Source organism: Mesocryomonas lacus, assembly GCF_055730135.2.
Map to the genome: position 1 here is coordinate 76,750 of NZ_JBUZWE020000010.1, position 12,748 is coordinate 89,497.

Consider the following 12,748-nt stretch of genomic DNA (forward strand, 5'->3'; position numbering starts at 1 on the left):
GAGATGACGCTAGCGACCATTCTGATTTTCTAGTTTTGCCGTGATGATTGAGTGGCGCGAGCGTGGGTCGTTGCCTTGTTGCTCCGGCCACTGCAAACCAGCTTCGACATTCGCTAGAACCGACTGCCCCTGCGACCGCGTAATCGGCCGCAGGAACAGCCTGCCGAGGAAGAAGCGTATCTCCTTCGTCTTTTAGGACTTAGCTGCCTCAGGCTGCTTTCACGCTATACCGCAGGTGAAGCAGGTCGTGCGCCAGCGGCTCGGCCCCGATCAGCGAGAGCCGGACCTTGCCCTTCAGGCCCTCGTCCCCGAAAGCGACGATGCCTTGCTCGTTGACGCGGCCGACCAGCGCCGGGGCGAGGATGATGCTGAGCTCGTCGACCAGCCCCGCGGCGAAGAACGCGCCGTTGGTGCCGCCGCCGCCCTCGAGCAGGAGGGTCTCGATACCGAACTCCCGGCGCAAGGTGCGAAGGGCCGCCTCGAGGTCGATCTCCGGGCCATCGGACACGATGTAGGAGATCCCGTCGCCCGCGAGTTCCGCCAGATGCGCGTCGGCGACGTCGCTGCCGAGGATAACGATCACGGAGTCGCCGTTGATCTCGGCCTGGCGGAAGTGAAGTTTCGCCGATCGGTCGATCGCGACCGCATGCTTCCCGCTTCCGCGCGGCGCGATGTGGAGGGGCCTCTCGACGGTCTGCGTGTTCTGCGGGGGATGTGGTTCACCCTTGGCCATCTCGGCCATCGTCACCCGGCCGACCAGCCAGGCATTGGCCGACAGGGCGTCATGGACGGCCTCATAGGCGCCATTCCAATCCTTGACGCCGCCGACGGCGCTTTCCGTGTAGCGGCTGGGGTGAAGTCCGCCGTCGAGGGAGGACATCATGTGGCAGATGATCTTGGGCAGGTCGTTCATGTTGGTTTCCTCAATGTTCGTCATGCAGGCCGTGAATGCCAGAGCGTTCGCTTCTTCAAGCGTCGCCTTTCGGACATCCAGCGCGTCCCGCCCACCAGCGACAACGCGGCAGCCTTGCCGGCGACAACCGCGATTTCGGATCGCCGGCGCGCATCTGGTGCAAGCCCATCAGGTAGCGCGGCCTTCGCGCATCGCCACGTCAAAGCAACATCTTGCGCTGGATGCGGTTGTGCCGTCGGCATTGTGGGGCTGGCCCGCCGCACAATTCGTCCGAGGCGTTCCAACGTGAGCCGATATTACAGCTGTCGGCTAGCCCCCATCGCCCGAACTCCATCGGGCCGAAATCAAGCTGTTGGCGCCCTCAGTCGCCCATCGCTGCAAAGGCGGCGAGCATGCGCTCGGCGTCGGGCTCGACGCCGGTGAAGTGCTGGAAGGCGCCGGCGGCCTGGAAGACGGCCATGCCGCCGCCATCGACGGTCCGGCAGCCCTTTTCACGGGCGCGCCGCAGGAGTTCGGTCTCCAGCGGGAAATAGACGATTTCCGCCACGAAATGGCGGGGCTCGATCCAGTCGGGGTCGAGCGGCAGGCCGGGATGGGCGGCGGTGCCGGTCGGGGTGGCGTGCACGAGGCCCCGTGCCGCGCCCATGGCGGTTCGAAGGTCGGTGCCTGCGCCGACGGTGGCGTCCGGAAACTGCCGCGTCAGCTTTTCGGCGAGATGCTCGGCCCGCGCGATCTCCTGGTCGAAGATCGTCAGCGTTTGTGCGCCAAGTTGCAGCAAGGCGCGGGCGACCGCCGCTCCCGCGCCGCCGGCACCCAGCTGGACGACATCGGCGAGATCGGCGTCCGGCAAGCCGCGGCGAAAGCTTTCGGCAAAGCCGGAACAGTCGGTGTTGTGCCCGGTGCGCCGGCCATCCTGCAGCACCACGGTGTTGACCGCGCCGAGCGCCTTGGCCTCCGGCGAGAGCGCGTCGAGCTCGGCGATCACCGCCTGCTTGGCGGGGTGGGTGATGTTGACGCCGGCAAAGCCGCGCTCCTCCACCTCGCGCAGCAGTGCGGGGAGGGCGGCGAGCCCGACGCCGCGGACATCGAGGTCGATCAGCTCATAGGTGAGGGCGAGGCCGGTGGCGCGCCCTTCCGCCTCGTGCAGCGCCGGCGAGCGCGAGAGCTGGATCCCGCTGCCGATGAGGCCGACCCGGATTGCCTTGGTGGGGGTGTCGAGCATGAGGTGGCCTTCGCGCAAAGGAAAATATCGCGGCGGCGAGCAGAGGCCCGCCGCCGCGGACGTCGGTCTACTTGGTGCCGCGGAGGGTGTTCAGCTGGGCGAGCACCGCGTCGACGGTCTCGGCGCCGATCGTCTCGCGGAACTCGGCAACCACCGGCTCGACCGCCTTGCGGAAGGCGTCGAGCTTCTCGGGCGAGAGTTCGATGACCGCCATGTCGGTCTTCTTGATCTCGGCGAGGAAGCCGGCATTGGCGTCGCGCGAGACCTTGCGCTGGTAGTCGCGGGCCTCGGTGGCTGAGGCCTGCAGCAGCGCCTGCTCCTCGGGGTCGAGCTTGTCCCAGAACACCTTGGAGACGAGGACGATCTGCGGGTTGTACTGGTGGCCGGTGAGGGTCAGGTACTTCTGCACCTCGGTGAACTTGGCGTTGACGATGTTGGAGAGCGGGTTCTCCTGGCCGTCGACCGTGCCGGTCTCCAGCGCGCTGTAGAGCTCGGGATAGGGCAGCGGCACGGCATTGGCGCCGAGCGCGTTGAAGGTGGCGAGCGGCACGGCGGACTGCACCGTGCGAATCTTCAGGCCCTTCACGTCGTCGACGCTCTCGACGGGGTGCCGGTTGTTGGTGAGGTGGCGAAAGCCAAGCTCCCAGAAGCCAAGGCCGAGGAGGCGGTGCTCGGGCAGCCGGTTCATCAGATCGGTGCCGATCTTGCCGTCCATCACGGCATCGGCCTCTTCGGGTGTCGTGAACAGGAAGGGCAAGTCGACGACGCCGAACTCCTTCACCGTGCCCGACAGGATGCCGGCGTTCATCACGCTCATCTCGACGGTGCCGCCCTGGATCGAGGCGAGCGTCTGCACGTCGCCGCCGAGCGTGCCGCCGGGGAAGAGCTTCACGGTGATCTTGCCGCCGCTCTTCTCCTTCACCAGCTCGACGAAGCGCTCCATGCCGGTCACCTGGGGGTGGCCCTTGGAGTTCTGCGCGGCGAACTTGATGGTCCGCTCCTGGATCTCCGCCCCGGCCATCCCGGCCGAGCCGAGGATCGTGGCAAGGCCGAGAACGGCGGCGATCTTGGTGGTCATGCGCATAGTGTGGTTCCTCCCGAGGGGGACGGTTGCTTCCGTCCCGGTTGTGCCCGAAGGCAGTGTGACGGCCCTTGCGGTCAAGCGCGGGCGAAAAGCGACGCGGTCAGCGGCCGGAGAAGAAGGCCGCGGGTACCATGACGAGCGCCGGAAACAGAACGAGCAGCATCAGGACGATCAGCTGCGCCACCATGAACGGCCAGACGCCGCGGATCAGCTTGGCCATCGAGATGCCGCCGACGCCGCAGACGACGTTCAGCACCGTGCCGACCGGCGGGGTGATGAGGCCGATCGAGTTGTTGATGATGAAGAGGACGCCGAAATAGACGGGGTCGATGCCGGCCTGTTTGATCACCGGCAGCAGCACCGGCGTCAGGATCAGGATGGTCGGCGTCATGTCCATGGCGGTGCCGACGGCGACGATCAGCACCATGATGGCGATGAGCAGCAGCGTCTGGTTGTTCATCAGCGGCTCGAGCAGCGCGACCATCGCGCCCGGTAGGTCGGCGACGGTGATCAGCCAAGCCGAGACCGAGGCGGCCGCGACGAGGAACATCACCACCGCCGTCGTCTTGGCCGCGGCGGCGAACACGCCGAAGAGCATCGACGGCGTCAGCTCGCGGTAGACCACCATCGCCACGAAGAGCGAGTAGACGGCGGCGACGACGCCGGCCTCGGTCGGGGTGAAGACGCCGAACTTCAGGCCGAAGATGATGATGACGGGCAGCATCAGCGCCCAGAGGCTGGAGACCAGCGCGTGCCGCCGCTCGCCGGCGCTCGCCCGGACGGGAAGCGCGATGTTTTCCTTGCGAATGACGAAAAGCCAGGCGACGCACAGCGCCGCGCCGATCATCAGGCCGGGCGCGATGCCGGCGAGGAAGAGCTTGGTGATCGAGACGCCGCCGACGACGCCGTAGAGGATGAAGCCGATCGAAGGCGGGATGATCGGGCCGATGATCGCGGACGACGCGATGAGGCCGCCCGACATCGCCGGATCATGGCCGGACCGCACCATCATCGGCATCAACAGCGCCGCGAGCGCGGCGGCGTCCGCGACCGCCGAGCCCGACAGGCTGGAGAGGACGCAGGCCGCCAGGATACAGACGAAGCCAAGCCCGCCGCGGCGGTGGCCAACCAGCGCCACGGCGAGGTTGACGATCCGCTTGGACAGGCCGCCTTGGTTCATGATCTCGCCGGCGAGCATGAAGAAGGGAACGGCGATCAGCGTAAAGCTGTCGGCGCCTTGCAGGATGGTCTGCGCGACGATCTGCCCGTCGAACAGATCCATGTGGATCATCAGCGCGACGCCGGAGAGGACGAGCGCGAAGGCGATCGGCATGCCGAGCGCCATCGTGCCGAGAAGCGAGCCGAGGAAGACCGCGACGACCATGCCCGACTCCTCAGCGGCCAGGGCCGGCGGCAGCCGGCGTGGGGTGCGGGTGGGCAGCGTCGGCGTCGAGAAGATCCTCGGATTCCTGCACGAGAACGGCGCTGGTGATGTCGATCCGTCCGGTGAGGATCGCGAGCGACTCGACGGCGAGGACGAGGAAGGCGGTGACGGCGAAGACGACGACCGGGATCATGAACCAGCTCATCGAGATGCCGGCGGCCGGCGTCACGGCCGTCCAGGTCAGCATCGCCTGCTCGAGGCCGCCCTGGAACAGCAGCACGCAAGCGACCAGCATCAGGGCGTAGCCGAGGAGGACGCAAGCCTTCGCAGCGCGGGGCGGCAGCGCCCGGATGAGGCTGTCGATGCCGATATGGGCATGGTCGCGCAAGGCGAGCGCCGCGCCGAGGAAGATCAGCCAGACGAAGGCGAGCCGCGACAGTTCCTCCGACATGGTGATGCCGCTGTTCAGGGCGTAGCGCAGCACGACATTTCCGAAGACCAGCACGACCATGCCGGCCAGAAGCAGCACGATGGCGACCTTCAGCAGGGCGAAATAGGCATCGACGATTCGCTTCATGACCAGACGTCCTCCCGAACCGATCGGCGCATTCGCGCTTGTTCTCTTGTCCCTGCCGGTGCGTCGGGGTTTCCCTCGGGAGGGGCCGGGCGCGCAAGAGGGATGACTTTATCGAGGCTGGCTTTTCCACCCTGCCGCCCCGAACCGCAGGAAAGATGTACTAACCGGTTCGTTAGGTCAAATGCTGAGTTTCGTGGTAGGCCGGAAGATGTTCGGCCGATCATGGGCGCTGGCTGTTTGTTGATATCTGTCGAAGTCGGGTCCGGAAGACGTGGGGCGAGATGACAACTGAGAGTTCGGACGGGGTGTCGGAGCGGCCCGTCGGCGAAGAGAGCGGTGGCGGGAGCGCTGCTGGTGCCGTCCGCATCGGCCAGCGCGACCGCACCGAGCAGACCCGCAGCGACATCCTGCGCGTCGCCTGCGAGGAGTTTGCCGCTAACGGGCTGTCGGGCGCCCGGGTCGATGCGATCGCCGCCCGCACCCGCACCTCCAAGCGGATGATCTACTATCACTTCGGCTCGAAGGAGGGGCTCTACCTCGCCGTGCTGGAAGACGCCTATGCGGCCATCCGCAAGGTCGAGGACGAGCTGAAGCTGGCCGAGCTCGAGCCCGTCGAGGCGATGCGCCGGCTGATCGACTTCACCTTCGACTATGACGAGGCGCACCCCGCCTTCATCCGCCTGGTGACGATCGAGAACATCCACCGCGCCGAGCACATGTGCCAGTCAACCAGCCTCAGCCGGCTCAACGTCTCGGTCATCTCGACCATCGAGACGATCCTTGCCCGCGGCAAGGAAAGCGGCGCGTTCAGCCGCGCGGTCGATCCGATCGACCTCCACATGCTGATCTCGTCCTTCTGCTTCTTCCGTGTCTCCAACCGCCATACGTTCGGCACGATCTTCGGGCGCGACCTCGCCGAGCCGACGGCCCGCGCCCGCCAGAAGGCGCTGCTGCAGGACGCCGTCCTGGCGCTGCTGCGGACCACCTGACGCGCGCCGCCCGGGCGGCTGCTACCGCGTCGGAATGCCGGCGGGGGAGGAGCGGGACTGGGTGGCCAGCCGGATCGCCGCATTGGCCGCCCCGAGGCCGCGATAGCCGCGCCGCTCGACGATCTCGATGAAGAAGCCGCCGTCGAGCGCCTTCAGGTAAATCTGGAAATACTCGCCGGCCTCGTCGCGGTCGTAGAGGATGCCGGCGCCGCGCATGGCGCTGAGCATCTCGGGTGCCAGGTCGAACTTCGCCTCGAGGTCGTCATAGTAGTTCTGCGGGATGCGCAGGAGCTCGACGCCGTTGGCGCGCAGCGTCTCGACGGTCTTCAGGATGTCCTCGGTGCGGAAGGCGATGTGCTGGACGCCGGGGCCGACGAACTGGCTGACGAAGCGCGCAGACAGCGTCCGCACCGACTGCGAGCCGTTGAGCACGACGCGCAGGCTCCCGTCGGCATTCTCCAGCACCTGGCTCAGCACCAGCCCGCCGGGATCGGGCACCTCGATCGACGGCATGACCTTCAGATCGAAGATCGAGTGGTAGAACAGCGTCCAGGACAGCATGTCCTCGTAGCGCACGGTCTGCGCGACATGGTCGACCGCGGCAAGCCCCGCGCCGCGATGGCTGTTCCAGCCGGGCTCCAGCGCGAAATCGATCTCCCACTGCCGCTCCAGCGCATCGTCCTCGGCGGCGAGATAGAGAAGGCTCCCGCCGACGCCGCGGATCGTCGAAAGTTCGAGCTCGCCGGGACCAACGGGCTGGCGGAAGGGCGCGGCAAGCAGCCCCTCGGCGCGCTTCAGCGCCGCCGGGGCGTCGGCCATGCGCAAGCCCAGCGCGCAGACATTGGTGCCGTGGACGACATAGGACGAGTGGGCGAGGCCCTCGGTCTCGGTGTTCACCACGACGCGCAGATCGCCTTGCGTGAAGAGGTCGACATCCTTGGAGCGGTGGTGCCCGGCATGGCGGAAACCGATCGAGGTGAGAAGTGCCGAAAGCCCTGTCGCCGAGGCGCGGTCGGTGGCGAACTCGCAGAAGGAGACGCCGCTGGTCTTCGCCGGCGGGGGAAACGGCTCCTTCTCCGAGGGACCGTTCAAGGCGCGTCCCTCCGCCTTCAGCCGGTCCATCAGGAAGAACAGCGAGCGCCGCCCATCGACCGCCGTCTGCCGGGCCGAGCCGGCGCGGAACTGGTCGTTGAAGATCTCCAGCGAGTAGTAGCCGGCATAGCCCGTCGCCTCGACGGCGGCCATGAAGTCGGCGACCGGCAGCTCGCCCTGGCCTGGCATGTTGCGGTAGTGCCGGCTCCAGGAGAGGAGGTCGAGGTCGAGCTTCGGCGCATCGGCCATCTGCACGATGAAGATCTTGTCCTTCGGGATCGAGCGGATCGAGCCGGGGTCGATGCCGCGCGCGAGCGTGTGGAAACTGTCGAGGATCAGGCCGACATTCGGATGGTCGGCGCGCCGCACGATCTCCCAGGCATCGCGGTGGTCGCTGATATAGCGGCCCCAGGCGAGCGCCTCGTAGCCGATGCGCACACCAGCGGCCTTGGCGATCTCGCCGAGATCACGCAGATCGTCGGCGGCCCGGTCGATGCCCCCAAGCGCTAGCGGCGAGACGGTGGAGCAGATCAGGATGAGGTCGGTGCCGAGCTCGTTCATCGTCTCGAACTTGCGCCGCGCGCGGTCGAAGGCTTTCGCGCGCTGCGGCTCCGGCAGGCCCTCGAAGTCGCGGAATGGCTGGAACAGCGAGATTTCGAGCCCGGCATCGCGCACCATCTTGCCGACGTCGCGGGCCCCGAGGTCGAAGGCGAGGAAATCGTTTTCGAAGATCTCGACGGCATCGAACCCGGCCGCCGCCGTGGCGCTCAGCTTGTCGGCGAGGTCGCCCGAGAGGGAGACGGTGGCGATCGAGGTCTTCATGGCGCAGCTCCGCTCAGCGAGGGACCCGGCCGGGTCGCCAGAGGCACCCGGCCGGCGGTCTTCAGATCGTCTGCTGGCTCAAACGAGGGCGATGACCCGGCTGGGGCCGCCCGTGCCGCCCCGGACCTTCGGGCCGGCGACGACCAGCATGGCGCCCTTCGCGGGCAGGTCGTCGAGCCCGGCAATCGCCTCGACGCCCCAGCGCCCGCTGCCGAGCCACTGGTAGTGCACGGGAAAATCGCCGGCGGAGGCGAGGCCCCGGTCGAGCGACAGCGTGTCGACGGCGATGCCCTTGACACGGCGCTCGGTGATCAGGAATTCCGCCGTCTCGGCGTGGAAGCCGGGCGTGTGGTTGCGGCCCTCGGCGTCGCGGCCGGTGAACTTCGGCTGGTCGAGAAGCCGGTGCCAGCCGGAGTTCATCGCCACGCAGCAGCCCTCGGGAAGCTCGCCGTGTTCGGCTTCCCAGGCCTTGATGTCGTCCGGCGTCAGGGCCGCGTCGGCGTCCTCCGCCGCCCGCGCGCGGATGTCGATCACCGCCAGCGGCACCACGAGGTCGGCGATCTCGATCATGTCGACGCTCATGCCGTTCTCCGAAAAGTGCAGCGGCGCGTCGATGTGTGTGCCGGTGTGCTCCATCAGCGTCCAGCGGTGGAGGTTCACTTTGTCCTTCGTCCAGGTCACCGGCTTCTCGACCGTGAACCACTTCTCCCCGCTGAAGGTCGGAAAGCCTTCGAACAGCGTGTGGGTGAGGTCATGCACCTTCGAGAAGCGAAACTCGGGCGCGGGGGCGGCGGCCTGCGCCGGCGGGCTGAGGCCGAGACCCGCGGCGGCGAGTCCCAGGCCGAGGCCGAAGCCGCCCTTCAGGAGGCCGCGGCGCGTCGCCGTTTCGCAGATGGAATGCAGGCAGTTCGGAGGGCACATGCGTCAACTTCCTCCCAGAATGACTCCCGCTTGTCCCAACGGGTCCTTCCGAAAGTGTACGAACTAGTTCGTGATTGCAACATCAGCGCCGGGTTCACCCGCCGGCGCTGGTCGGCTCTGCCCGGATCTCGGCGGCGACGAGACGCAGGTTGGCGAGGAGCAGTTCGGCCGCGGGCGACAGCGGCAGGCCGGCGCGGGTCGAGATACCGACGGGGCCGAGCGTGTCGGCAGTCGGGATGGCGAGGAGGGTCATCGCCCCCGCGCGCACATCCTCCAGCACCACGCCCTCGGAGATGATCCAGAGCGCATCGGTTGCGCGGACATAGGTGCGGCCGAAAGCCAGCGAGACCGTCTCGACGATGGAGGCTGGTCGCGGAAGGTTGGCGGCAAGGAAGAGCCGGTCCACCGTCGGGCGGATCACCGAGCCCGGCGGCGGCATCAGGCACTCGAAGCGGCCGACCTCCGCGCCGGGGGAGGCGAGCCCCGCCAGCGGATGGCCCGCCCGCGCGGCGAAGACGATCCGCTCGGAATAGAGATGCTCGAACAGCAGCCCGGTCATTTCTTCCGCCGCGCTCATGCGGCCGATGACGATGTCGAGGTCGCCTTGCCGCAGCTGTGCCATCAGGTAGGCGGTCGGCCCGGTGACGATGCGCGGCGCCGCGCGGGGCCCGTGCGCGCGGTAGCGCTGGATGGCGGGCGGCAGGAGACGCGCCGAGACCGTCGGCAGCGCACCGACCCGCACCGGCAGAGCCTCGGTGGCGCCGAGACCTTCGAGCTCCTCCACCCCTTGACGCAAGGCCGAGAGGCTCGTCTCGGCATGGCGCAGGAACATTTCGCCCGCCGGCAGGAGGAAGCCGCCGCGCCGCGACCGGTCGAGCAGCGTCACCCCGAGGATCAGCTCCAGCTCCTTCAAGGTCTTCGACACCGCCGGCTGGGTGACCGAGAGCACCTCGGCGGCGCGCCCGACGCTGCCCTCCCGCGCGACGGTGACGAAGGTACGGAGGTGGCGGAGGCGAATCGCGGTAGTGGACATGCCTCATAACTCCAGGGTTATGCACGGCTTCGCAATCCTCATTTAACATCACCGCTTCTGCCGATTATACAGGATCCTGGCAGCATGGGAGGAGGCGACATGGCATTCACGATGGTCGACGGCATCGCCGTGCACTACCGCCTGAGCGGGACACCCGGAGGACGTCGCCTTCTCTTCCTCAACTCGCTTGGCTCCGACTTCCGGATCTGGGACGAGGTGGCGGCCCTCCTCGCGCCCACCTGCGAGATCCTGACCTACGACATGCGGGGACATGGTCTGAGCGAGGCGACGCCCGCCCCTTATACCCTCGACCGCCTCGTTGCGGACGCCGTCGGTCTCCTCGACGCCGTCGGCTGGACGAGCGCATCGCTGGTCGGTCTCTCCGTCGGCGGCCTCGTCGCCCAAGGCATCGCCCTTCGCCATCCCGGCCGCGTTGAGGCGCTGGTGCTGATGGACACGGCGGCGAAGATCGGCACGGCGGAGGGCTGGAACGAGCGTATCTCCGCCGTCGAGGCGGGCGGCGTGGCGGGGATCGCCGAGGCTGTTGCCGCACGCTGGGTCTCGCCGGCCTTCGCAACGGCGCAGCCGGCAGTGCTGGCCGGCTGGCGCGCGATGCTCTCGCAGACCAGCACCGCCGGTTATGCCGGCATCGCCGCGGCGTTGCGCGATGGCGACCTTACCGAAGACATCGCCGGCATCCGCGCCCCGACGCTGGTGCTGGTCGGCGACGGCGATCTCGCCACCCCGCCCGACATCGTCGAAGCGACGGCGCGGCGCATTCCGGGCGCTGGGTTCGAGACCATCAGCGGCGCCGGTCACCTGCCATGCCTCGAGCATCCCACCGTTATCGCCGCGGCGATCCGCCGGCACCTCGCGGCCGCGGAAACCCAACGGCATGCGTCGACGGACGCGGCCGCGAACTCGGCGGGCGACACCGGCGCTTCGGCCTTCGACGCCGGCATGGCGGTGCGCCGCGCGGTTCTTGGCAGCCCCCATGTCGAGCGCGCCACCGCCGGCATCACGCCCTTCGACGCCGCCTTCCAGCGCTTCATCACCGAAGGCGCCTGGGGCACCGTCTGGTCGCGCCCGCATTTCACCCGGCGCGAGCGGTCGATCGTGACCATCGCGCTGCTTGCCGCGCTCGGCCAGGACGAGGAAGTGGCGATGCACGTGCGCGCCACCGCCAATACCGGCGCCACGGCCGAGGACATCGCCGAGGCGCTGATGCATGTCGCCGTCTATGCCGGCGTTCCCGCCGCCAACCACGCCATCAAGATCGCAAAGGCGACATTGTCCGACATGGGTTTGGCGGGGGAGGCGTCATGAGCAACGGCTATTTCCAGCGCGATCGGTCCTGGCATCCGCCGGCGCTGACGCCGACCTACAAGACCTCGGTCCTGCGCGCGCCGCAGCAGGCGCTGCTGTCGATGCCGACGACGCTGTCGGAGGAGACCGGGCCAGTGTTCGGCCAGGATATTCTCGGCCCTCTCGACAACGACCTCATCCGCAATTTCGGCCAGGACGGCGGCGAGGCGATCGGCCAGCGCATCGTCGTCTACGGCCGGGTGCTGGACGAGGCGGGGCGGCCGGTGCCGGGGGCCCTCCTCGAGTTCTGGCAGGCCAATGCCGGCGGGCGCTACCGCCACAAGAACGAGGGCTACCGCGCCGCCCTCGACCCGAATTTCGGCGGCTGCGGACGGGCGATCACGGACGCCGACGGTGCTTACGCCTTCCGGACGGTGAAGCCCGGCGCCTATCCCTGGCCGAACGGCGTCAACGACTGGCGCCCGGCGCATATCCACTTCTCCGTCTTCGGCCATGCCTTCGCGCAGCGGCTGGTGACGCAGATGTATTTTGAGGGCGACCCGATGATCTGGCAGTGCCCGATCGTGCGCACGATCCCCGACAGGGCCGCGATCGAGCAGCTCGTCGCCGCGCTCGACCGCCATGCGACGATCCCGATGGACAGCCTTGCCTACAAGTTCGACATCGTGCTGCGCGGCCGGCGGTCGACGATGTTCGAGAACCGGATGGAGGGCAATTGATGGTCCAGTCGCTCGCCTATCTCAAGGAATCGCCGTCGCAGACCGCGGGCCCCTACGTCCACATCGGCACCAACCCGAACTGGGTCGAGATCGCCGGCGTCTGGCGGGACGATCTCGGCCTGGTGCTGGTCGGCCCGGAAACGAAGGGCGAGCGCATCCTCGTCGAGGGCCGGCTGACCGACGGGGCGGGGGCGCCGGTGCGCGACGCGCTGATCGAGATCTGGCAGGCCGATGCCGCCGGCCTTCACCCGTCGCCCGCGGAGACCCGGGGGCAAGCGGACGCTGCTTTCTCCGGCTGGGGACGCCAGCCAGTCTCGGACGTCGACGGCACGTTCCGCTTCGAGACCATCCGCCCCGGCCCCGTGCCGATGCCGGACGGCCGCCCGCAGGCACCGCACATCACCGTCTGGATCGTCGCCCGCGGCATCAATCTTGGCCTGCACACCCGCCTCTATTTCGCCGACGCGACGGACGCCAATGCCGCCGACCCGCTGCTCCAGCGCATCCCGTCGCCGGAACGGCGCGAGACGCTGATCGCCCCGCGGACCGAGCGCGACGGCCTGCCGGTCTTCACCTTCGACATCCGCCTGCAGGGCGAGCGCGAGACGGTTTTTCTCGACATCTGAGGGCGTCTTCGGCGCCTCGGCGCCCCCTTTCTTTCGGCAT

Annotated in this window: 12 protein-coding genes; 4 read left to right on the forward strand and 8 right to left on the reverse strand. The window is 68.1% G+C overall.

Going from position 1 to position 12,748, the window contains the following annotated elements; all coding sequences use genetic code 11:
• Positions 1 to 208: 208 nt before the first annotated feature.
• The 5 genes from ACZLZY_RS16300 to ACZLZY_RS16320 all read right to left on the reverse strand — a co-directional run bounded on the left by ACZLZY_RS16300 (position 209) and on the right by ACZLZY_RS16320 (position 5,180).
• Positions 209 to 913 (reverse strand): RibD family protein, encoded by a 705-nt coding sequence (locus tag ACZLZY_RS16300; protein ID WP_472935255.1) that lies wholly within the window; start codon positions 911 to 913, stop codon positions 209 to 211.
• Between the two features lie 361 nt (positions 914 to 1,274).
• On the reverse strand, positions 1,275 to 2,135 hold the full coding sequence (locus ACZLZY_RS16305; RefSeq protein WP_472935256.1) for a shikimate dehydrogenase: 861 nt from the start codon (positions 2,133 to 2,135) through the stop codon (positions 1,275 to 1,277).
• Positions 2,136 to 2,202: 67 nt separating this feature from the next.
• Positions 2,203 to 3,219: a TRAP transporter substrate-binding protein gene (locus ACZLZY_RS16310; protein ID WP_472935257.1), complete on the reverse strand. Its 1,017-nt coding sequence runs from the start codon at positions 3,217 to 3,219 to the stop codon at positions 2,203 to 2,205.
• Positions 3,220 to 3,319: 100 nt separating this feature from the next.
• Positions 3,320 to 4,603 carry a TRAP transporter large permease subunit gene (locus tag ACZLZY_RS16315; RefSeq protein WP_472935258.1) on the reverse strand — a complete coding sequence of 428 codons (1,284 nt, stop codon included), beginning with the start codon at positions 4,601 to 4,603 and terminating at the stop codon, positions 3,320 to 3,322.
• Between the two features lie 10 nt (positions 4,604 to 4,613).
• Positions 4,614 to 5,180, reverse strand: a complete 567-nt coding sequence (locus ACZLZY_RS16320) for a TRAP transporter small permease (protein ID WP_472935259.1) — start codon at positions 5,178 to 5,180, stop codon at positions 4,614 to 4,616.
• A gap of 281 nt (positions 5,181 to 5,461) precedes the next feature.
• Here ACZLZY_RS16320 and ACZLZY_RS16325 point away from each other — a divergent pair, with 281 nt between their 5' ends.
• Positions 5,462 to 6,169, forward strand: coding sequence for a TetR/AcrR family transcriptional regulator (locus tag ACZLZY_RS16325; protein WP_472935260.1), 708 nt, complete (start codon positions 5,462 to 5,464; stop codon positions 6,167 to 6,169).
• 21 nt (positions 6,170 to 6,190) lie between these two features.
• On the opposite strand, the gene ACZLZY_RS16330 is transcribed toward ACZLZY_RS16325, so the two are convergent.
• The 3 genes from ACZLZY_RS16330 to pcaQ form a co-directional block, all read right to left on the reverse strand.
• Positions 6,191 to 8,083: a bifunctional sugar phosphate isomerase/epimerase/4-hydroxyphenylpyruvate dioxygenase family protein gene (locus ACZLZY_RS16330; RefSeq protein ID WP_472935261.1), complete on the reverse strand. Its 1,893-nt coding sequence runs from the start codon at positions 8,081 to 8,083 to the stop codon at positions 6,191 to 6,193.
• A 78-nt stretch (positions 8,084 to 8,161) separates the two neighbouring features.
• Positions 8,162 to 9,004, reverse strand: coding sequence for a cyclase family protein (locus ACZLZY_RS16335; protein WP_472935262.1), 843 nt, complete (start codon positions 9,002 to 9,004; stop codon positions 8,162 to 8,164).
• 94 nt (positions 9,005 to 9,098) lie between these two features.
• Positions 9,099 to 10,037: a pca operon transcription factor PcaQ gene (pcaQ, locus tag ACZLZY_RS16340; protein WP_472935263.1), complete on the reverse strand. Its 939-nt coding sequence runs from the start codon at positions 10,035 to 10,037 to the stop codon at positions 9,099 to 9,101.
• A 99-nt stretch (positions 10,038 to 10,136) separates the two neighbouring features.
• Here pcaQ and pcaDC point away from each other — a divergent pair, with 99 nt between their 5' ends.
• Genes pcaDC through pcaG form a run of 3 tightly spaced genes read left to right on the forward strand, consistent with a single transcriptional unit; the run spans position 10,137 to position 12,708 of the window.
• A complete protein-coding gene (pcaDC, locus tag ACZLZY_RS16345) occupies positions 10,137 to 11,363 on the forward strand; it encodes a bifunctional 3-oxoadipate enol-lactonase/4-carboxymuconolactone decarboxylase PcaDC (RefSeq protein WP_472935264.1) in 1,227 nt (408 codons plus the stop codon).
• Positions 11,360 to 12,082, forward strand: a complete 723-nt coding sequence (pcaH, locus tag ACZLZY_RS16350) for a protocatechuate 3,4-dioxygenase subunit beta (RefSeq protein WP_472935265.1) — start codon at positions 11,360 to 11,362, stop codon at positions 12,080 to 12,082. Before pcaDC ends, pcaH begins: the two co-directional genes overlap by 4 nt.
• Positions 12,082 to 12,708 (forward strand): protocatechuate 3,4-dioxygenase subunit alpha, encoded by a 627-nt coding sequence (pcaG, locus tag ACZLZY_RS16355; protein WP_472935266.1) that lies wholly within the window; start codon positions 12,082 to 12,084, stop codon positions 12,706 to 12,708. The genes pcaH and pcaG overlap by 1 nt, the downstream gene beginning before the upstream one ends.
• Positions 12,709 to 12,748 lie beyond the last annotated feature (40 nt).